General features: G+C 29.3%; 16 protein-coding genes. 7 read left to right on the top strand and 9 right to left on the bottom strand.

Annotated features, from left to right (window positions below; translation table 11 throughout):
* Positions 1–110: 110 nt before the first annotated feature.
* Together SLH33_RS04045 and SLH33_RS04050 are read left to right on the top strand one after the other, a co-directional pair.
* The gene (locus SLH33_RS04045; protein WP_320417792.1) at positions 111–719 is read left to right on the top strand and encodes a hypothetical protein; all 609 of its coding nucleotides are present in this window, start codon (positions 111–113) and stop codon (positions 717–719) included.
* Positions 720–1,031: 312 nt separating this feature from the next.
* On the top strand, positions 1,032–1,319 hold the full coding sequence (locus tag SLH33_RS04050) for a helix-turn-helix domain-containing protein (RefSeq protein ID WP_320417793.1): 288 nt from the start codon (positions 1,032–1,034) through the stop codon (positions 1,317–1,319).
* 278 nt (positions 1,320–1,597) lie between these two features.
* Here SLH33_RS04050 and SLH33_RS04055 read toward each other — a convergent pair whose 3' ends face one another.
* Complete coding sequence (locus tag SLH33_RS04055) at positions 1,598–2,347, bottom strand: hypothetical protein (RefSeq protein WP_320417794.1); 750 nt, start codon at positions 2,345–2,347, stop codon at positions 1,598–1,600.
* Positions 2,348–2,556: 209 nt separating this feature from the next.
* On the opposite strand from SLH33_RS04055, the gene SLH33_RS04060 reads away from it, so the two are divergent.
* Positions 2,557–2,745 (top strand): hypothetical protein, encoded by a 189-nt coding sequence (locus SLH33_RS04060; protein ID WP_320417795.1) that lies wholly within the window; start codon positions 2,557–2,559, stop codon positions 2,743–2,745.
* 261 nt (positions 2,746–3,006) lie between these two features.
* Here SLH33_RS04060 and SLH33_RS04065 read toward each other — a convergent pair whose 3' ends face one another.
* The 7 genes from SLH33_RS04065 to SLH33_RS04095 all read right to left on the bottom strand — a co-directional run bounded on the left by SLH33_RS04065 (position 3,007) and on the right by SLH33_RS04095 (position 14,490).
* Positions 3,007–5,034 carry a protein-disulfide reductase DsbD family protein gene (locus SLH33_RS04065; protein WP_320417796.1) on the bottom strand — a complete coding sequence of 676 codons (2,028 nt, stop codon included), beginning with the start codon at positions 5,032–5,034 and terminating at the stop codon, positions 3,007–3,009.
* A 143-nt stretch (positions 5,035–5,177) separates the two neighbouring features.
* Entirely contained in the window at positions 5,178–6,326 is a 1,149-nt protein-coding gene (locus SLH33_RS04070) for a TlpA disulfide reductase family protein (RefSeq protein ID WP_320417797.1), read from the bottom strand.
* Between the two features lie 37 nt (positions 6,327–6,363).
* Positions 6,364–7,395: a thioredoxin family protein gene (locus tag SLH33_RS04075; protein WP_320417798.1), complete on the bottom strand. Its 1,032-nt coding sequence runs from the start codon at positions 7,393–7,395 to the stop codon at positions 6,364–6,366.
* Between the two features lie 90 nt (positions 7,396–7,485).
* Positions 7,486–8,907, bottom strand: a complete 1,422-nt coding sequence (locus SLH33_RS04080; protein ID WP_320417799.1) for a RagB/SusD family nutrient uptake outer membrane protein — start codon at positions 8,905–8,907, stop codon at positions 7,486–7,488.
* Between the two features lie 10 nt (positions 8,908–8,917).
* Positions 8,918–12,535: a SusC/RagA family TonB-linked outer membrane protein gene (locus SLH33_RS04085; protein WP_320417800.1), complete on the bottom strand. Its 3,618-nt coding sequence runs from the start codon at positions 12,533–12,535 to the stop codon at positions 8,918–8,920.
* A 156-nt stretch (positions 12,536–12,691) separates the two neighbouring features.
* Positions 12,692–13,792: a FecR family protein gene (locus SLH33_RS04090; RefSeq protein ID WP_320417801.1), complete on the bottom strand. Its 1,101-nt coding sequence runs from the start codon at positions 13,790–13,792 to the stop codon at positions 12,692–12,694.
* 149 nt (positions 13,793–13,941) lie between these two features.
* A complete protein-coding gene (locus tag SLH33_RS04095) occupies positions 13,942–14,490 on the bottom strand; it encodes an RNA polymerase sigma-70 factor (RefSeq protein WP_320417802.1) in 549 nt (182 codons plus the stop codon).
* A 289-nt stretch (positions 14,491–14,779) separates the two neighbouring features.
* Here SLH33_RS04095 and SLH33_RS04100 point away from each other — a divergent pair, with 289 nt between their 5' ends.
* Positions 14,780–17,587 carry a M16 family metallopeptidase gene (locus SLH33_RS04100; protein WP_320417803.1) on the top strand — a complete coding sequence of 936 codons (2,808 nt, stop codon included), beginning with the start codon at positions 14,780–14,782 and terminating at the stop codon, positions 17,585–17,587.
* 454 nt (positions 17,588–18,041) lie between these two features.
* Here the strand turns inward: SLH33_RS04100 and SLH33_RS04105 are convergent, their stop codons facing one another.
* Positions 18,042–19,043, bottom strand: a complete 1,002-nt coding sequence (locus tag SLH33_RS04105) for an AraC family transcriptional regulator (RefSeq protein ID WP_320417804.1) — start codon at positions 19,041–19,043, stop codon at positions 18,042–18,044.
* Positions 19,044–19,120: 77 nt separating this feature from the next.
* Here SLH33_RS04105 and SLH33_RS04110 point away from each other — a divergent pair, with 77 nt between their 5' ends.
* From SLH33_RS04110 to SLH33_RS04120, 3 genes are all read left to right on the top strand, one after another.
* On the top strand, positions 19,121–21,493 hold the full coding sequence (locus tag SLH33_RS04110) for a TonB-dependent receptor (RefSeq protein ID WP_320417805.1): 2,373 nt from the start codon (positions 19,121–19,123) through the stop codon (positions 21,491–21,493).
* Between the two features lie 65 nt (positions 21,494–21,558).
* On the top strand, positions 21,559–22,281 hold the full coding sequence (locus SLH33_RS04115) for a DUF4198 domain-containing protein (RefSeq protein ID WP_320417806.1): 723 nt from the start codon (positions 21,559–21,561) through the stop codon (positions 22,279–22,281).
* A gap of 80 nt (positions 22,282–22,361) precedes the next feature.
* A complete protein-coding gene (locus SLH33_RS04120; protein WP_320417807.1) occupies positions 22,362–22,694 on the top strand; it encodes a hypothetical protein in 333 nt (110 codons plus the stop codon).

A 22,694-nucleotide genomic window follows, 5' to 3' on the forward strand; every position in this document is an offset into this window, starting at 1 on the left:
TATTTAACAAAGAAATTATTTCAGTTTTATTTAAGAGTAATAATTCGTCAAACCTTGAAAGAGTTGTAAAAAATAGAATAACCATTATAGATAGCTATTACTCTACCCAAATGAGTAAACGCTTATATGGTATAGATGAATTAGCATATAACCTTGCTCAATATTCAGATGATATTTTAAAAACAGAATCACATAAGTTTCTTAATAATCCTGATAAAGAAACGGTGATAAAATCATTATTTTCAAAAGAATATGGTATCGATAAATCTGGTAAGCCTTTTGGTAAGTCAATCTCTTTAATATCTAAATATCTTTATTTTTTAAATGATGGTAATTTTCCTATTTATGATAGTTTGGCAATAGATGCATACAAACTACTTAAAAAGAATGGTCACGTAAAAACTAAAGTTGTAATAGGTGAAGAGAATTACTTTGATTATATGAAGCAACTAAATACGCTTTCTAATATTAATAACTATGAAAAGTTAGATAATTTACTTTGGTTGACAGGGAAACTATCAAAAGGTAGTTTTGCTATTTTAATGACAAAAGATAAATATGAAGGTTTAGTTACCGATTTAAAAAATGATTTATTAAAAGCTAATAGTAAGCAAAAGGACAATATCATAAGAAACCACATCAAAAAGATATATTCTAATTCAGATTTATTTACGGATGAACAAAAGTCTTTTTTTGAATTTGTTTTTAGTTTGAAGTAATAAGTCCCCACAACCCAAAACCCAGTTTTTTGCAAAAAGGCAAAAACCCTCTGTCTTTTGTGTTGTTCCGCTCACCCTTACAAGTTTAGCGTTTTTTTGTCTTTAAGGTAATAGCATATTACAGCTTTGGTTTTTCATAAAATCAAACCAAACTGCAATAAGCTATTCTGTTATTATTCTATCATAAAACCCTAAACTCACCCAAGCTATGTTTACATAATGCGTAGTTATAACAACTGAAGCGTTATAACGGTCATTATGTAAAATATCCGCTTTTGCTTTTGCGCTCAACTTACGTTAATATTGAAAATTATGATAACAAAAACATTACAAATCACAGAAGTAACCATTGATGAATTAGCTGATAAAGTAGCAGAGAAACTTTTAGCCAAAATAGAGGTTTACTTAAATCAACTTAATAAAAAGGATAACGATACACTTTTAACAAGACAAGAAACAGCAGATTATTTAAGAGTTAGCTTAACAACTATTCATCATTGGTCAAATCATAAAATCATTAAACCAATATATTTAGGTAATAGGGTTTATTTCAAAAAGCAACATATATTGGATATTTTGGAGAAGAAAGAAATAAAATAAAAAAAGATAGCAAATATAGGTAGCTACCTTATGCCAACGCTAAATGCTATAAAGGTCAAGCCCTCTGGGTTTTGAATAAAACTTTTTAATCAAAATTGGTAAACACACATCAAGGTTTTAGCATAAAAAACTTTTATCCAAAAACCTTGACAGCATCACCCACGCTACCAAAACATCAGCTTTCTTTTTTTGTTTTCTTTTAAAAAATTAATAGAAAAGAAAAAGCCCTATGATGCAAAACCATAGGACTCTTTCAGCTTCAAAGGTCAGAATGAAACTTATGCCACTTCTACGATGTTTAAAACGTTATATGCGCCATTTTTAAGCGGATATTGAACACCGTTAATCTCTTGAAAGAACTCAACCAAAAGCAAGTAAATATCGTTTCCTGTACCTGTTGGCACACCTGCTGGAGTTAGTGTTTGCGATGCAGAAGTCGAATCAATTGCAATATTTACAGTCGGACTGTACTCAATCGCATTATCTGTAGTATCGAAGTCAACTTTTAGATAAGCCGATGTAAAACTAACGTGAGTCGCACCACTTGGATAAGCAATATCGTTTGTTGGTGTTAAATTTGGGATTGAAATTTCACCTGTAGAACCATCAACACTAAAAGGAGCAAATAAAACAGCACTTAAAATAGCTCTATTGTTGAAATCAAAGCCTTTTAAAGCTGCTTTACCCTCTGGTGTTGTTAATCCTGTAGCTACATTTCTTTCGCCTCTTATAGAGCTTGTATCAAAGTTCTTAATTTTTGTCATTACTTGCGTAACACGACTTGAAACTCGATTATCTTTTGCTTTAATCATTAAGTTTCTTGCAGAAGTTCTCAACAACTTACCAGATGATGCAGAACTTCCAAATTCAGAACCATTTTCACGAGTACGCTCAAAAGCAGGATCGTTTTGAATACGCTCTTTTGAAACACCGCTTTTAGTCTTTACTAAATAGCCTTCTTTACCCTTGTAAAACGTCAAATTATCTAACGTTCCTTCGAGTTTAATAATACCTTTTAACTTTGCCATAACAATACGTTTTTTAATGATGAATAATCAAATATACGTGCTATAAAGCATCAATGTTTATAAGCACTTCCGTACTGTTTACAACTTGCCAAAACTTCCGAAATAGATAGTTTTTTCACTGCGATAATTGTCGTATATTGTATATAAGAGCTTTAGAGCTACGGTATAGCTAAAGTATAGTTAGAGTATTAATTTTAAATTTTGAGCCAATGAGCAGAATCTGTATTTACCCTAAAGACGTGCAAGTAGTAACAGGTAAAAGTGAGCGTTATGGTAGAACTATAATCAGCAAGATTAAAGAACATCTAAACAAAGAAGCTCACCAATTAGTTACTATTGATGAATTTTGCGACTTTATGGGCTTTGAAATCAGTAAAGTACGAGGATTAATCAAGTAAATTTCGTATCTTTAAGACAAGGTTTTAAAGGTGACCTATTAGGTGACCTCATAATGGTACAGGACTGAAACAGTAATAAATAAAGGCACTACGAAAGAGGTTCACTTACCTCTTTCTCCGCAAAACCGAAGTGAAAGCTTCGGTTTTTTTATGGGGATTATTAAAAGAAAAGCTTACATATTAATGTAAGCTTTTCTTGTTTTTAAATTGAGAATATATATCTTCTATATATTTAACATTTTCTTATAAATAACATTTCAATTATTGTTTTTTGTTTTTAAAAACTTGTAAACCGCACTCTAAAAATTTTACATACTCGTCTTCATTGGGTGTATAACCTACAGGCTCATTTAAAATTTTAGTCGCATTTGAATTTAATAATACGTAATGAGGCTGCGAATTTGTTGCAAAATATTGAGTTTGAAAATGTGCCCATTTATGTCCATAATTCTTAAGCTTTCTTGTGCCTCCATCTAATTTATTAATAGTTATTTGCTCTTCTTCTGGTAATTCTTTCTTATCATCAACATACAAGGATATCAAAACATACTCTTTTTTTAAATAATTATCTATATTTTTTTTAGACCAAACATGCTCTTCCATTTTCCTACAATTTACACAAGCATATCCTGTAAAGTCTAACATTATAGGTTTGTTTACTTTTTTAGCATATTCTATACCTGATTTTAAATCTTTAAAGCATGTTAGATTGTTAGGACAATTATTAGGATATAAAAAACTATAACCTACCGGAGGTGCTAATCCGCTTAGTAAAGTAAGTGATGTAAATGTTTTTGTTTCATTATTAACTTTAAAACCTGTAATTAAATAGATTACAAACGCACTTACTATAACACCTCCTATTATTCTAGAAAACGATATTTTTTTTAAAGGAGAATCGTGAGGAAATTTTATTTTTCCAAACAAGTATAAAGCTAAACCTGTAAAGATTACAATCCAAAGTAGTAAAAAAGGTTCAATTTTAAGTACTCCCCAATGTTGAACCAAATCGGCATTAGACAAGAATTTAAATGCTAATGCAAGCTCTAAAAATCCTAAAATTACTTTGGTTGTATTTAACCATGCTCCAGATTTTGGTAAGGCATTTAATATATTTGGGAACATAGCAAATAATGCAAATGGCAACCCTAATGACACTCCAAAGCCCGCCATACCTAGTGTAAGTTGCCACGCACCACCATCTGTAGTTAAAGAACTAGCTAAAAGAGAGCCTAATATTGGACCAGTACATGAAAATGAAACAATTGCTAAGGTTAGTGCCATAAAAAAAACACCTATTAAGCCACTAGTACCTTCTGCTTTTGTTGTTTTGTTTGTCCAACTTGCAGGAAGTGTTAATTCATAATATCCAAAAAATGAAAATGAAAAGAAAAGAAATATGATAAAAAACACTATGTTCAGCCAAACATTGGTTGATATTTCATTTAAAATATCAGGATTTATTGAGTCTAATAAATGAAATGGAATACTCAAACAAATATATACCGCAAAAATAAAAAATCCATATAGTAAAGCCTTTGATATACCTGAGGATTTAGTTTGTCCTGCTTTTTTTGTAAAAAAACTTACTGTAAGAGGTATCATGGGAAAAACACATGGTGTTAATAGTGCTAGCAATCCTCCTAAAAAACCTAATCCAAAAATTTTCCATAAAGATTTTCCTTTCTTGTTAGCAATTGAAACTGTGTTTGAAGCTTCTTCATTACAAGAATTATTTAATGTAAGCATCTCATTTTTTGATATTCCATACAGCATACTGTTTGCTTGATTGTTATCAACTGTTGAGTTTTTTGTGGAATTGTTAGCTAAGTTTTGTACATTGTTTGTTAAATTAAACACAAGCTCCACTTCTTTTGGCGGTAAACATCTAATTTCGTTACACACCATAAATTCAACATTGGCTTTTATAACTTTTACTCCTTCTTGTACCTCAACTTTTTGTTTAAAAGTTGCTGTGTTATCAAAAAATTTAATTTCCATTTCAAAAACGGGATCATCAATTGTGTGTCCTTCTCCTTCTTCAGTTTTGCCTATTAGCTTAAATTCTTCTTCAGGAAAAATATAAGAAAAGACCGTAGGACGTGGCCCTCCTTTAGGTACTTGTTGAGAATATAAATGCCACCCTGATGAAATGGTAGCTTGAGCTATTAACTCATATTGATTTTTTGCTATTTTTTTTGTTGAAGTGGACCAATTAACAGGTTCGAAAATTTGAGAATACATAATCGTACCTATTAAAAATAAAAATAATGATATTATTTTTTTCATAATAGAATATTTTAAAAGGGCTATTATTAGCTAATAGCCCTTTATTTAGTTTATTAATTTTGACTGATTAATTCAAAAAAGATAGTATATGAAGACAAAATTTAAAACTTAAAAAAATTGTGTGTATATGAATATTTAGAGTTTTAATTATCTCTTAAAACTTCATCTAATTGCTTCGTTAAGTTATTGCCTCTAAGGTTTTTTGCTATAATAATTCCTTCTGGATCTATGAGATAATTTGTTGGTACTGATTGAACATCATATTTAACAGCTACTTCATTTTTCCAACCTTTTAAATCACTCACATGTATCCATGGCAAACCATCTTCTTTTACAGCTAATTCCCATGCCTCATGAGAAGCATCTAAAGAAACTGCTACTATTTCAAAGTTCTTTTGTTTAAATTTATGATATGCTTCTATTACATATGGATTTTCGGCTCGACAAGGTTTACACCAACTGGCCCAAAAATCTAACAGCACATATTTTCCTTTTAAATTACTGAGTGTAAATGGATTTCCATTAATATCTATTTGATTAAAGTCTAGTGCTTTTTTACCTACTGAAGTTTTTTTGCCTATAGCTATTTTATTCGCTATAATTTTTCCTGTAGGTGTGTTTTTTAGCATTTCATTAAATTTATTGAAATCTTTTTCTGCCACTTCAGGATCAAAATTTTTAGGCAACTCATGACGTAAAAATCTTTTTAATGCCACATATGAATTAGGGTGTTCTAATATAAATTTATGAGCTACTTTTTTAATGCTATCTACATAAACTTTTATTGTATCATAAATTATAATTTTTTCATCTATACTTTTGTTTGACATTTTGTTTTGTAAAGAAATTATTCTGTCTGTTAAAGGTTTTATTTCTCCTTGTATAGATAAAGATTGATTTGTTAGTATTGACCCCTGTATAGTTGCATTTTTAATAAAATCTGTAGATGAAATTTTTATAGCACTGTTATCAAGAAAAAAATTGAATCGATCTATTTTCCAATTTTCTTCCGGAAAACTTTCTCCATGACGTAGTGTTATAGTTGCATCTGATGGATGTACTGTTTTTTCTTTGAAAATAAATTTTCCATTTTTAATTGCACAGGTATCTATTATATTCTTTTCTTGTTGTTGGTATGTAAGAATAGCAATACTACCAACTGGTAAAGAATCTATTTCTCCTTCAATAACAAAACCTTCAGAAAAAGTGGTGTTAGCTTCTTTATTTTTACAAGATATTAAAATGAAAAATAGGCTGCAAAATGCTAGAAAGTATGTTGTTTGTTTATCCATTTTTTATGATTGTTGAAATGTTTTTTGGCAAAACATTTTAATTAGAAGCTCTTATTATATACCCTTTTACCCCCTCATCTGTAACCAATTTTAACAACTTTTGTTTTTCTGTTTCCGTTAAAATATTTTTTAATCCTGGAATGATGATAAAAAGCATTAAATCTTTTTCTCTGTTGGTTAAATTTTTATTTGTTCTATCAAGTTCTTTAAAGAACTCTTCCTTTTTAATATTCTCTAATTTTAATAATGCAGCAGCTTTGAAAGCTGGAATTGCTTTTAAATTTTTGATACCTAATGACTCAACTTGATTTGCTTTTTTATTTATCTCTTCAATAGAGGTAGTTATTTTAGGACTTTTTACTAGTAACCCAAAATACAACTCATAGTTACTCACCAAAATGGCATCTACTTTTTCATTCCCTACTTTACGTCTGAAATTAGCAATATTAGCTTCAAAGAATGTTGATTTATCGGATCCTAAGGGTGCGAATTTTTCAAAAACAAACAAGGTTTCATCACTTATTCTTTCCTCTTTATTTAAGCTTGTATAAAATTCATCAACTAACTTATCAACTCTAATAGTATTGGTTTTAATTAATGCTTGTAAGTATGCTGATACTGTTTCTCTATCTCTTATCCCTGAATTATATTTTTTCTGTAAAACACCAAATGCTTTTTGTGGATTATAGGACTCTTTAACTTTACCTATAAATTCTTCTCCATCTAAAATTCCTCCTGCAAAAAGGTGTACTAAACTTCCATTAGAATCTAATATTACAAAGGTTGGGTATGAATTTATTTTATAGTTGTTTGCAAACTTTGGTCCCTCTTCACCATATTCAGCATTTATTTTTATGTTTATGAATTTTGAATTGAAATAATCACCAACTTTTTTTTGTGTAAAAACCTGCTTATCCATTAATTTACAAGGTCTGCACCAATTTGTATATACATCAACAAAAACATACTTATTTTCTTTTTTTGCCAACTCAATTGCTTTGTCTACACTTACTTCTTTAAACTCTATTCCTTGACTTAATACTATACATGCATTAAGAAGAAAAAACATTAATAATATTGTTTTTTGCACTTTGTTTTTGTTTAAAAACAGAGCAGTAAAATTTATTAATTAAACTACTCTGCTTTGGATTAAAATTGATTAGGGATTATTTTCTAAATTTGGATTCTGCTCCATAATCGTTTGAGGAAACTTAAATACTAAACGATTTTGAGTTAAGGTAAATGCCTCTAATTCTGAACCATCTTCAAAGTCATATACTTTGTGATTGTTAAAGCTATTTATATCTTTTTGTATTAACGGATCTACAGTTAATCTTCTCATATCAAACCATCGATATCCCATTAGAGCAAACTCTCTAATACGTTCTTCAAAAATAAACTCTAGTAATGCTTCTTGATTGGTTGCAATGCTGGTTGACACCTCTGAATTATCGGACATTCTATGCGCTCTTAATTCTTCCAAATCTTGAACCGCTCCTGGTAAATCATTAAGACGGCATTTTACTTCTGCATTTAGCAGATAAAGTTCAGGAACTCTAATACCAATTTGACTTTGTGAACTTCCAATAGACCTTCTTAAAAAACCATTAGGGTAAGAAACGCTATTACCTCTAGGGGTGGTAGTATAAAGTTCATCTACTCTTAAATCTGTAGAGCTGTATAAAGCAACTGCTTCTTCGCTTAATACTAATTCACTAGAACTATCTGCCCAATTATTAGCAATTTGCTTTGCATACATATTTTCAATATCATCAACAGATAAGGGGGCTGTATATTCATCATTATAATTATACAAACCAACTTCTATACCTCCTAAACTACCTGTTTTTACTTGTGTTAATGCTTCTTGTAATAAGGGGCTTGCCTCATTAAATTTATGCATAAAAACATATACCTTACCCAAAAGAGCTTTAGCTCCATCCTGAGATATTCTCATTCTGTGATATGTATTTTTAGATAAATTAGGAATAGCTGTTATTAAGTCATTTACTATAAAATCATACACTTCTTTTACAGTTGCTCTTTTAAAGTCTGTTCTTACCAAATCTGCTTCCTCAATAATAGGAAAACCTAAATCTGTTGAAGATGTGGATGCGTTATAAGGTAAGCCGTAATAATTGATTAAAAGAAAATAACTCCATGCTCTACCAGCTAATGCTTCTGCTTTTAGAGCCATTTTTTGCGATTCGCTACCGCCTTTAGAAGTAGGAACTTCATTTATAATTTTATTATATATATAAATTTGTTCCATTAAAACTTCAAGCTCTGCGGCATTTTGATCTTCTTCATACAAATCTCCTTCCCAACGAAACAATCTTTGGGTAAGTAAACCAGATCCTTCAAAATATGGGTTTATAGCTACTACTTCATCTCCCAGAGGAACTTGCCCCTCTGTATTACCCAAATTTATAAGGGTTAAGTTAAAAAACATTTTATCATAATCTTCTGTATACTCAGCAATGAGTTTACCTTTTGGGATTACTTCAATAAAATCTTCTGAGCAAGCATTTAACATAACTATGCTCAAACAAAAAACTATTATTTTATATGTAAATTTCATAAGTATATTTTTAAAATTTTACGTTTAAGCCAAATGTTATTCCTTTTCCTTGAGGTATTGTTCTCACTCCGCCTGTGCTAACTCCGTTTCCAGAATGATATTCAGGATCAATACCATAATCATTAGCTGCCCATAGTAAAATGTTAGATAGTTGACCTCTTAAGGTTATTTGATTAATTCCATAACTTCTTAATATAGTAGAAGGTAATTGGTAAATAAGATTTATATCTCTTATTTTAACATAAGAACCACTTATTACGTTGTTATCTCCCATTATGTAATAATTTACATTTCTTGTACCATCAGGCACACTAATATGTCTTGGTACATCGGTAATAAGCTCATCTCCTGGTTGCTGCCATCTGTTTAAAAACTCTGAATGTATGTTACCCGAATTAAAACCATAACTTTGAATTCTTGCTTCTGAATAAAAAGTGTTCACATCTCTACGCATAACATGCCCTAGATTGAATATAGTGTTAAAGTTTAATGATAACCCCTTATACTTAAATGTATTACTTAAACCTCCTGTCCATTTAGGTTGAGAAGTACCCATGAACTTTATATCATCAATTTCTGCTACATCTACTTCACTTGTAACCGTACCATCTGCCAAACGTATTTGTGGGTCTCCGTTTTCATCAAGTCCTGCAAAATCATAAGCAAATACGGCATAAGCTGCATATCCTTCTACATACATATCATTAACTCTTCCATCGCCCGTTGTTGCCTCATTTAATATATTTAGGTTTGTAATTGTATTTTTATTGTAGGCTGCATTTAAAGAAGAAACCCAAGAGAAATCTCCTATATTTAAATTATTGGTAGTTAAACTTAATTCAATACCATTATTTTCTAAATCTCCAAGATTTCCAATAACGCTACTATATCCTGTAAATCCGTTTGTTGGTATTCTACCTAAAAGATCTGTTGTTTTTCTATTATAGTAATCAATAGCTCCAGAAATACGCCCGAATAATGAGAAATCAACTCCAAAGTTTGCGGTTGCTGTACTTTCCCAACTCAACTTACTATTTCCAGGTGTAGCAATTAACAAGCCCGTGTTACCTTGAAAGAAAGAACTCCCTGTGGCTTGTAAAATATCAAAAGAGGCTGCTGTTCCAGGATTTGGTGCATTTCCTGATATACCATATGTAGCTCTTAATGATAAGGTATTTAACCAATTTCTTAGCATAAAATTCTCTCTACCAATATTCCATTTTAAACCTGTACTCCATGCTGGTTTGTTTTGGGCAGATTTATCTAACCCAAATAAGTTACTTTGATCATTTCTTATACTTCCGCTAATAGAATATTTTTGATTAAGAGTATATGAAGCATTTCCGTAATAAGACATAAATCTTGTAGTTGTTTCACTTCTTCCAAATTGACGTTCTTGAATAAGACTTCCAAGGCTACTTATATTACCCAGTGCAGGATGTTGTAAAGCATTAGCTTTTACTACGTTAAAAATAAGTGTACCTGTATCTGCAAATGATGAATATTCTCTATCATCAAAAGTTTGTAATCTTTCATCATATCCTCTAACTCTACTTGTTTTTGTGTAACTAAATTGCTCTTGAGCTTCTTGACCTGCAATTACATTTAAATGATGCATATCATTATTCCAGTTTAGGGAATAGGATAATTGATTTCTTACGGTCCAAGCTTCACTATTAGTATTTGAAGTTTGATAAATACCTCCGGTTACGGGTACTATATATGTTGGATCTGCTCCTGGTGAGGGTACAACAGTATATTCTAATGCTTCTAATCTAGAGCGAATTGTTGAATGATCTTCATAATCTTCACGATCTAATGAACCAAAAGTATAACCGTATTTTCCTTGAAACTTTAATCCTTCTATTAGATCTACGTTAATTCCTAAAATATTTCTAATATTTTTTCTTCTATCTTCCGAATACTTATCATCCACTTCATCAAGCGGAGTATAACTCAAATCAATTCTACTAGCATTTTCATAAACGTTACGAATAGAATCATTTAACTCTGTCATATGAGAGACTTCAATGTTTTTTCCATTCTTATCTCTAAATAACTGATAAGGTAAATAGCTTCCGTTTATTGAAATATTGTTAGGCGTATATTTTTTTTGATAGGTAAGATCGGTAATTAAGTCAACATTCACTCTTTTACCTAAATCAAAGTTTTGTCTTAAATTTAGTTTATACCTATTGTCTTTGGTTCCAGGACGATTACTTTGTGTTTCTGTATAGTTTCCTGAACCATACACCGAATATCCTTTTTTTCCTGCTGAAACAGAAAGTGTATGAGTTGTTAAAATAGAAGGACGATACCATAAATTTTCAATTTGAGATTTATTGTTTATGTTTCCTAAACTATCTAGTTTTCTTCTAGCTGTAGCACTACTAATAACTCCTCTGTATTCATCATATAAAATTTGTTCATGAGGTGGTATTCCTTTTCCTGTTGTAGTAAAAGAAGTAACTTCTTCATACGGGTTAAGTACAGGGTCAAAAATATCTTCGGCTGCTTGTACAAGATCTTTACTATTAAGTGTATTAGCATACCCCATATCTGGTCTACCCTCAATAGTTGTGAAGGTATCATATTGAATTTGAACGTCTCCTGATTTAGACCCCTTTTTAGTGTTTATTACAATAACTCCGTTTGCAGCTCTTGCACCCCAAATAGAAGCTGCTGTTGCATCTCTTAGAACTGTAATATCTTCTATATCTTGAGGATTAATGTTAACAATACCTGATTGAGGAAGACCAATATCATTTACCCCTATATTTTCAATGGGTAAACCATCAACTACAAAAAGTGGTGTAGATGTTAAGCTAACACTAGACATTCCTCTAATTAAAACAGGATCTAATTGAGCTCCTGGGCTACGATTTATGACTAAACCGGGTACTAAACCTTCTAACCGTTGTGTAACATCCATACTACTTGTTCTGGTTTGAACTACATTCATATCTGGTTTAGAAAAAGATCCTGTTGCCCTACCTTTTAAAATAGTTTCATAACCAGTTGATACTAAAACAACCTCTTCAAGTGTACTAATATCTTCTTTTAAAATTACTTCTAGATTATTAAAGTTTTCTGCAGTTACCGTGGCTTCTGCATCATAAAAACCTATATAAGAAACTACAATTTTAGAGCCTATTTTTACATTATTTATTGTAAATGACCCATCAAAATCAGTTGAAACACCTTTTAAGCTATTTTTAATTAATACAGTTGCTCCTGACAAAGCCGTACCAAGAGAATCTGTAACAAAACCTTTAACAGTTACATTTTCTTGTGTAGATTTTTTATTAGACTTTAGCTTAGTCATTTTAGAGACAATAATTGTATTGTCTTTATTAAACTTATAAGTATACCCAGAAGGATAAAGAGTTTTTGACAATAATTTTGAGGTTTTTATTATCCCTTTTTTAACATGTACTTTAGATGCTTGTTTAAGACCATCATACTTATAAACAAACTGATAGTCTGTTTGAGATTTAATCAGGTTAAAAACTTCCTCTAATGAGAGGTATTGATTTTTATCAATTTTAATAGGGAAATCCTGAGAAAAGCTATTATTTGGGGATAAGCTAAAAACAGTTGAACAAAACAGAAATAGGAACGTTCTCATAAGTATATTGTATATTTTAGGGTTCATTACAACCCAAGTACAATTCCGATTATTTTTCATAAATTTGCATAGAATTAGTTAGACATTAGTTTAATTAAAGTTTAAAGGAATTTTTAGTTGAATACTGTGGAAGGTGTATACTGAAATTCCTTTTTTTTATTTTATATATATATTTTTATCTTTTATATCAAATTCAACTTCTTTTGTTTTTTCTAAATTTTCAAGTAAATCTTTTATGTTCCCTTCTCTGTTTAGAGAGCCTGAAAAAATAAATTTTTCTTTTTCTTTATTTACAAAAACAATTTTTACATCATACCACCTAGATAATTCGTCCATCATTTCTTTTAAAGGTTTTCTTTCAAATATAAAAAGTCCTTTTTTCCATGCTGCTTCATTAGTAACGTCTACTTTTTTCACTTCTATACTTGAAGTTTCTGAATCAACCACCGACTGAAAACCTGGTGATAGCACTTTTACTAACCTATCTTTCTTAACTTTTACACTTCCTTCTATTAAAGAAGTATATATGTTTTTTTCTTCGGAATAAGCTCTAACATTAAACTCTGTACCCAGCACTTCTATTTCTTGATTTTTGGTAATTACCTTAAAACTGTCTCCGCTATGTTGAGAGCTAGGAGTAACATCAAAATACGCTTCTCCATACAACAACTCCACCATTCTTGGTTCTCCAGAGTTAAATTTTACTGGATATTTTAATTGACTTTCTGAATTAAGCCAAACTTTGGTCCCGTCAGATAATTGAACTACAAATTGACCTCCTCTTGGAATATTTAAAGTATTAATGCTTGTGTTTACTTGATTGGTTTGAACTTTATTTTTATATTCTAATTGATTATTAATCATACTTGCATTTGCTCCTATATAATTGGTAGAATGGGTTAATTCTACTTTTTCACCGTTTTCCAAAATAAGTATAGCTTTATCTGTACCAGCTGTAATTTTAACAGGTGGCTTTATTAACTGGCTTTGATAAATAAAAAACAAAGAACTTAGACCTACTATTACTATTGCTGCTGCACTGTACCTAAATAAATATTTAATTTTTGATTTAGGAACCTTAATTTTCTGTTCTACTTTCTTCCAATCTTCTGCTACATCTATTTTACTCAAAACAGTAGCACGTTCTTGCCAATAAGAAGAATTTGGTTCTAACTTATTTTTAATTTCTTCTTTTTCTTTCTCTTGAAGGAACTCAATGTAATCTATATTCTCAGAATACAATATTGCTCTTGACATCTTTTTGGCTAGTTCCAAAATTTTATTAAAATGCATCATAAATCAACCTATTATTGTTATAACGATAAAATATTGAAGGTGGGTAAAAATAAAATTAAATTTTTTACTAATTTTAATACAAAAACAGCAAAAAAAAGGAAGTAATGAAATTACATTTCTGTAAAGATTAATATAAATAGATAATAATAGCCTTTTAATAATGGTCGTAGCTTTTGGTATGCAATTTTTTTATGTGCCTTAACCGTATTTATATTTAAAGACAGTACTTCTGCTATCTCTTTATTTGTTAAGTTTTTCATGCTTAACAGTACTACTTGAGAATATTTTTGAGGCAAACTATTAATAGCATCATGAATTATTTGACTTGCTTCTATAAGAATTATCTCTCTGTTGAAATGTGTTTCAGACTCTAAAATATCTAATCCTTCTACTTCAACTTGTTTATTAATCACTCTTACTCTTTTTGATTTTAAATAATCAATACATTTATTTTTTACAGAAGTATATAAATATGCCTTAGTTAAGTTTTTTTCTTTAAGATTTATATTGCTTTCCCAAATTTTTATAAACACATCTTGAACCAAATCTTTAGCTACCGCTATATCTTTCACATACGTATTTGCAAAAAGACATAATGACGGGTATAAAGCTTCAAAAATTTGTTTAAACTCCTTTAATGTAAATGCAGGATTATTCAAATATATTATTTATTTCATGGGTTAAGAGACCGTAAATATATCAATATCCCACAATAAACCAATTTAATTTCAATTTTTCACTATTAAACTTCTTTTGTTTAAAATAATCTTCCCAACTCAACAATCAAGAATGTATTTTACCTGAATACTTAGCGAACAGATTTAGCATTAAATAAAAATTTTAACAAAAGTTTAATGGCTTAGGTAAGAATTAAAATCGTCATAGAAATAAGCAAACATATTATTAATTTATTCTATAAAAATTAGAATAGTAATTGTACAACTCAATATGAAACAAATTTTAATCGTTACCCTTTCTGTAGTATCTGTATTTATAAATACTATAAAATCACAAACTTTAGATTTAAACAGCAAACTTCCTATAGATACTACTATTAAAAAAGGTGTGTTAGCTAACGGACTAACATATTATATTAAAAATACTGATGTAGTAAAAGGAGCTGCTAGCTATTACATTATTCAAAATGTAGGATCAATTTTAGAAAATAAAGATCAACAAGGATTAGCACATTTTTTAGAACACATGGCTTTTAATGGAACCCAAAGTTTTCCTGGAAAAGGCATTTTGAATACTCTTGAAAAACATGGCGCTGTGTTTGGAAAAGATATCAATGCCTACACTAGTTTTGATGAAACTGTATATAATCTTAACAACATACCTACGAAAGATGGACTAGTAGACACCTGTTTAACTATTTTAAAAGATTGGTCTAATTATTTATTATTAACTGATAACGAAATTGATGCTGAAAGAGGTGTTATTAAAGAAGAATGGAGAACTCGTCAAAACGGACAAGCCCGTTTATACAAAGCATCTTCACCTGTTACCTTCAATAACTCAAAATACGCAAAAAGAATGCCTATCGGATTAATGTCTGTTGTAGAAAATTTTGATTATAAAACACTTAGAGATTTTTATCATGATTGGTATAGAACAGATTTACAAGCCATTGCAATAATAGGAGATATTAATGTTGAAGAAATTGAAGCTAAAATTATAGAAAATTTTTCTAAGATTCCTGCTGTTAAAAAACCTAGAAAAAGAGAAGTTATATCTATTCCTAACCATAAAGGTTTAATGTACAGTTTAGCTACCGATCCTGAAGTTTCAACCTCATCTATAAGCTTTGGCATTAGACATAAAAAACCATCAGAATTAAAAAATGTGGCATATTTGAAAGATAGGTTACTAGAAGCAATGGCCTTAAATATGTTGTCTTCAAGAATTTCTGAATTATCGCAAAATCCAGAATCTTCATTTTTAGGTGCTCGTGTTTATTATGGAGATCTTTCAAGAACACATAATGTTTTTGGACTCTCAATAAACCCTAAAAAAAATAAGCAAAAAGAAGCATTTAAAGAAACTCTTACTGAAATTGTAAGAGCTGTAAAATTTGGTTATAATCAATCAGAAATTGACAGAATGATTATTAACATTCAAAATTCATATGAAAATCAAATAGCTAGATTAAACGATAGAAGCCATGGTAAAATTGAACAATTAATACTTAAAAACTATTTAGAAAATAAGCCTATTACAGATGTTAAAAAGGTATATGAAATAGTTAAACAATTATTAAGCACTATAACTCAAGAAGAATTAAAGTTAACCATTAACAAATTATACTCAAAACAAAATAGATTTTTGAATATAACTGGTGTAAAAGGAGAAAAAAACATATCAAAAAAACAAGCTGAACAAATTATAAAAGAAGTAGAAAACAACACTAAATTAAGCGCATATTCAGAAACTGTAAAAGGAAAAACTTTACTATCTGGAGTACAAATCAAAGCAGGTAAGATTCAAGAAGAAGTAGAAAATAAAAATGTTAATGCTACAACCTTTACTCTTAGCAATGGAGTAAAAGTACATTACAAATATGCAAATAAAAACAAAAATAAAGTAGATTTAAATGCATTGAGTTATGGAGGAAAATCACTTTTAAAAAATGATGATCTTCCTTCTGCAAATCTGGTTACAGGTTTAGTTCAAATGTCTGGTTTAGCAAACTACTCTGCAACCGATTTAAGAAAAGTACTGGCAGGAAAAACAGCTAATGTTGAAGTTAAATTAAATGATATTTATGAAAGTTTTATAGGTGAATCTAACACAAAAGATGTTGAAACTATGTTACAAATAATTCATTTATACTTTACAAAACCTCGCTTTGACCAAAATGCTTTTGAGGTACTTAATAATAATTTAACTAATTATTTAACTAGAAGAAGTCAAAATATAAGAGAAAAAATGAATGACAGTTTAACTGTTACTTTATATGGAAAAAATCATCCTACAAAACGACTTTTCAATCAAGAGTATGTAAATGATATTTCATTTGATAAAATAAAAGCTATTTATAAAGATAGATTTTCTGACGCTTCTGATTTTGAATTTTTTATTGTTGGAGATATACAAAAAAAAGAGCTAAAACCTTTATTAGAAAAATACATAGCTAGTCTTCCTACCAAACAAATTACAGAAAAATATAAAGATAATAGCGTTAACTGGATAGCAGACAATATTGATAAAGATATTTATTTAAAAATGGAAGATCCTAAAGCTTCTGTAAATATTGTGTATCAAAAAGAAATGCCCTACTCTATTAAAAACACTATTCTTACCAATGCATTAGGTAGTATTTTACAACTTAGAGTAACAGAATCTGTGCGTGAAAAGGCTGGAGGAGCATATAGCCCTAAAGCATACGCTACATTTTCAAGAGAACCTAAATCAATAGCCCGAATTAACTTTAATTTTGATTGTAACCCTGATTTGGTTGATAAGTTAACAAATGCCGTAAGAAATGAGTTACAAAAAATAGCCGATGGTAAAATAAGTAATGATGATTTAAAAAAAATAAAAACAAATTTTTTAAAGGAAAGGGAGCAATCTAAAGACAGAAATAGTTATCAAATGTATTTGTTAACTAACTTTTATAGATATGGCTATAATATAGATGATCCTAAAAATTTTGAATCTATTGTTAAAAATATTTCACTTCAAGATATTCAAGAACTAACCCAACAAATTTTAAATGGCGCAAAAACTTATAAGGTAGTTTTTAAACCAGAGTAATGTTTGGCATAGTAAAGATTAAATCCGAATTATAAAATTCGGATTTTTTTCTTTCAATACTATTTTTAAGAATACGCAATAAATAATCGTTATTACGTGATTATAATTCAACAAATTACTGTTTACCGACTTTTGCCTACCGTTTATCCTTCAATTGCATTGTAATAATCGAAAAAACTAAAATAAACTAATCTTCAGCAGTACTTTTACAGTATAGATAACGAAATTATTTAAAGAAATTCCATTAAACTATATAACATCCCCCAATCTTTAAAAATTTCTGTTGGTAAAATAAGTGTATCTGTAAATGTCATTACTTGAGAGAAGTATAAATCAAAATAACAACACTTTGAAAATTATACAGAGCCAACTAAATGAGTTTTTTAAATCATAATCCCCAAATTATCTATGATTAAAGCTCCAAATTTACTATGTAAATTTGGAGCTTTTTTTATTATTCTTTTACATTAACCCCTTCTCTAAATTCTTTAGGAGTTATTTCAAATTTTCTTTTAAAAGCAGCACTAAAATGAGTTGCATTTTTATAACCTATTTCTTCAGCTATTTGGTAAACAGGGTTTTTAGTGTTTTTAAGTAATTCTTTAGCTTTTAACATTTTCTCTTCATTAAAAAAATCGTTTACTGAAAAGCCAAATACTCTTTTAAAGTCGTTTTTGAGTATATGCTCATTTAACAAAAACTTATCTGAAAGATCTTTAAGAGTATAGTTGTTTTGCAGATTTTCAGTTAAATATTGTTTTAACTTATACATTTTCTTAATTAATTTGGGCTGAACTTCTTTTAACACATTAACATCTATATTATTATAATTTTCTATTTGTAGAGCTAAGAGCTCTAAAACCTTTGCTTCTAAAAATATTTTTCTTGTAATTCCTTTAAAATTTAGCTGTTCTATATCTCTTAAAGCTAATATTTGATGGTTAGTTATAGGTACAATTACTTTAGCATCTCCACTATTTTTAAAATTAAATTTTTGTGAAAAGCCGTGTTGTAATAAAAACTGTTGAGGTATTTTAATTTGAACTTCTTTTACTGGTTTATTACCAGAAATTAATACATTAACTTCATACGAAGTTAAATTCATTAAATAACACTCATGAGATTCAAATAAATAATCATGCTTACTTCCACTTACCTTAGCTATTTTTTCTCCTTCAAATAAAAACGACAGTTGAACAACATCTTCACTTCTTTTATTAAAAAACCTAAAATCTTTATTTAAAACATAATCAAAAATAGTTAGCTCAACTCCGTCAAAAATAAAATCAGTCACTTTACCCTTTCCAAATTGACTTTTTATACTACTTTCTTTACAATGTACACCCTCATCTGTATAGCTTATAGCATGAGTAGTTAAAAACTCTTTAAAGGTTGTTTTTAACGTGGCTAAATCTACATACTCATAGTTTTTCCCTTCGCGTCTTTTTTTATCCAAAATTCGTCATTTTTTATATTGTGCCCTTTTTATTTTTGCAACAAATTTATTTAGACTAATTATAAATAACAAATCTAATGCTTAAAAAATTATTTTTAACAGTAATTATATTTAGCGCAGGTGTAATTTTTGCGCAAAAAGGGAACATAAAAGGAACTGTTGTTGATAGTGACAATAATCCTTTAGCAAGTGTAAATGTATTTGTTTTAAAAACAAACAAAGGAACTACCACAAATTTTGATGGTGAATTTTTTATTAAAAACTTAAAAGCAGGAACGTATAAAATAAAAATATCTTCTATTGGTTTTGCTACAAAAACTGCTACGGCTACAGTAATTGGCAATGAAACAACCACCATTTCTTCTATTTCATTACAAGAAAGTGATGAACAATTAAGTGAAGTAACTATTGATGGAAATAAAGAGAATAAGTTTTATAATAGAAAGAGTATAAATGTTTCTAAATTACCTTTAGCTGACATTGAAAATCCGCAGGTTTACAATTCAATTTCTTCTGAGTTATTAAAAGAACAAGTTGTAACAAACTTTAATGATGCTTTAAAAAATGCTACTGGTATTAGTAGACTATGGGAATCTACAGGTCGTGGAGGTGATGGAGCAGAATTTTTCTCGTTAAGAGGTTTCTCTGTACAACCTACAATGATTAACGGCTTACCAGGTTTAAATAATGGTGGATTAGATCCTGCAAACATAGAAAGCGTTGAAGTTATAAAAGGACCCTCAGGAACTTTATATGGAAGTAGTTTAATTTCTTACGGTGGATTAATTAATGTAGTTACTAAAAAGCCATATGAGTCTTTTGGTGGTGAAATAAACTACACAACTGGTTCTAATGGATTAAGTAGAATTACCGCGGATGTAAACACTCCTTTAGGAGAAAGTGATAGTGCTTTTTTAAGGATAAACACAGCTTATCATACAGAAAGTAGTTTTCAAGATGCTGGAGAAAGTACATCTTTTTATGTTGCTCCTTCATTAAAATTTATAGCTAACGAAAGGCTTACTTTTTTAATCAACACAGAATTTTTAAACAAAGAATCTGTAAATGCCCCTATGCTATTTCTAAATAGAAATGCTCCTTTGTCTTATAATAATATTGATATTTTTGATCAAAATTATAAGAACTCTTTTACAAGTAATAATTTATCTATAAAAAATCCTACATATACATTACAAGCACAAGCTTTGTATAAGATTTCTGATGAATGGACATCACAAACTGTATTATCTAAAGGTACTGCAAAAACAGATGGATATTATTCTTATTTATGGGATTTATCTGACGGAGATACTTTTGCTCATTATATAGCTAAAATAAAAGGAGAAACAAGAACAACGGATATTCAACAAAATTTTATTGGTGATTTCAAATTAGGAAATCTTAGAAACAGAGTTGTTATTGGTTTAGATTATTTACATACAACTCAAAAAGACAATAGTACTGGTTGGTTACAAATAGGTGAGGTTTCTATAAGTCAAGGAACAAATTCTGCTGTGTTATCTCAAGCTTCTGTAGATAATATTTTGGCTGAAACAGCTGTTGGAAATACAGAAGTAGAACAAGAAATCTACAGCGCATATATATCAAATGTAATCAACTTTACTCCTTCTTTATCTGCAATGGCAAGTTTAAGAGTTGATAAATTTGAAGGTGAAAAACATAATGATGACGATGATCAAACCGCATTTTCTCCAAAATTTGGATTAGTATATCAACCTTTAAAAAATAAGTTATCTGTTTTCGCAAACTACATGAACGGTTTCTCTAATGTATCTCCAACTACTGTTTCAGATATAGACGGATCTAATCCTAGAATAAAAACATTTGAGCCTGAAAAAGCTAATCAATGGGAAGTTGGATTTAAAACAAACCTGTTTAATAACAAACTTGCGGCTACTGTAAATTATTATGACATTACCGTTTCTAATAAATTAATGACAGATCCTAATAATATTAACAATTCTATTCAAGGTGGAGAAGTTGAAAGTAAAGGTTTTGAAATAAGCTTTATAGCTAATCCTTTAGAAGGATTGAATATAATTGCTGGTTATAGTAACAATAAAAGTGAGGTTTTAAAAGAAACCGAAGGTGCTGGTTATTTAGGTTTAAGACCAGAAGAAGCAGGTCCTGAGGAATTATTAAACTTTTGGGCAAGTTATACTTTTTCAGAAGGAAGCATTAAAGGTTTTGGATTAGGTTTCGGAGGAAATCATGCTAGTGAGTTCAACACTTTAAACAGAAGAACAACTGGTTCGTTTACTTTACCAAGTTACACTGTATTTAATAGTTCTCTATCATACACAGCTGACAAATACAGAATTATTTTGAAGCTTGATAATATTACTGATGAAAAATACTATACAGGTTGGTCTACAGTATCACCTCAAAACTTAAGGAGCGTTTCAGCTAGTTTCTCTTATAATTTTTAATTGTTTGTTAAATCTTTCCTCTTGGTAGTTTTTTAATACTCCAAGAGGAGTTTAATTTTATAAAAATGAAAACATCAATATTAACCTTTTTATTAGTTCTTTTTGCTTCTATACAGAGTTTTGCTCACTATTTATGGATAGAAACAAAAACTACTGGTAAACTGAATAAAGAACAAGAAGTTAGAGTGTATTTTGGCGAATATACTTACGGAGTTATTGAAAAAGCTAACGAAGAAGCTTTTGGAAAAGTAAAAAATTTCACGCTTTGGATTGTGGATCCTTCTGGAAAGAAAACTCAATTAAACACCAAAGCTTTCGATAATTATTTTTCAGCAAAATTTACTCCAAAAACTAAAGGAACTTATACAGTTGTATTGAATAATAATGAAATTGATGTAATAGATTACACGCAATACGATTTTGGAATTTTTAAAACACATTATCACTCAACTGCAAAAATAATAGTAGGAAACAAAAACGAAAATACAGCTACTTTAAATGATACCGGAATTGTAATAAAAGAAATCGCTACATCAACTGAAGAAAAAAAACTACAAGTTTTATATAAAAATAAACCTTTAGTAAAAAATGAAGTTAAAGTTTTTGTTACTGATTTATGGTCAAAAACTTTACATACAGATAAAGATGGTTTTGTTTCTTTCAAGTTACCTTGGAAAACAAAATACACTATTGAAACAACAACAAAAGAAGAAGTTCCAGGAAAATACAATGGAAAAGATTATCAATTTATTTGGCATTGCGCAACATATTGTTTTCCTGATAATTAAAAAAAGCGTGTACTTCATTTAAATTGATTTTTTACAACTCTGAAAGTAAATTTCAGAGTTGTTCTTATTAAAATATAAGTATGATATCAACAGCAATTATATTAAATATACTGGGGTTTTATTTATTTTACAACACTTCTAAAAAAGTAGAAATTCAATCATTTTTAGGTTTTGAAAATTTAGCTTATAAATTTAAAACCGTAACAAAAATTGTAGCTCTTTTCTTGTTTATTTTTTCTTTGTTGTTAATGACAACTGTATTCGGAATAGCTTCCGGAATTTTATTTTTTTGCATAGTACTAATGACCTTTGGAAGTATCATCATATTAATGGCACCACTAAAACTTATTACCTATTCAAACTTTAGTATTATTATCATAACTCTTTTTTTTATTGAATATTTACTGTTTTAA

It is taken from the genome of Tenacibaculum sp. IB213877, from assembly GCF_034043975.1.
GTDB lineage: Bacteria > Bacteroidota > Bacteroidia > Flavobacteriales > Flavobacteriaceae > Polaribacter.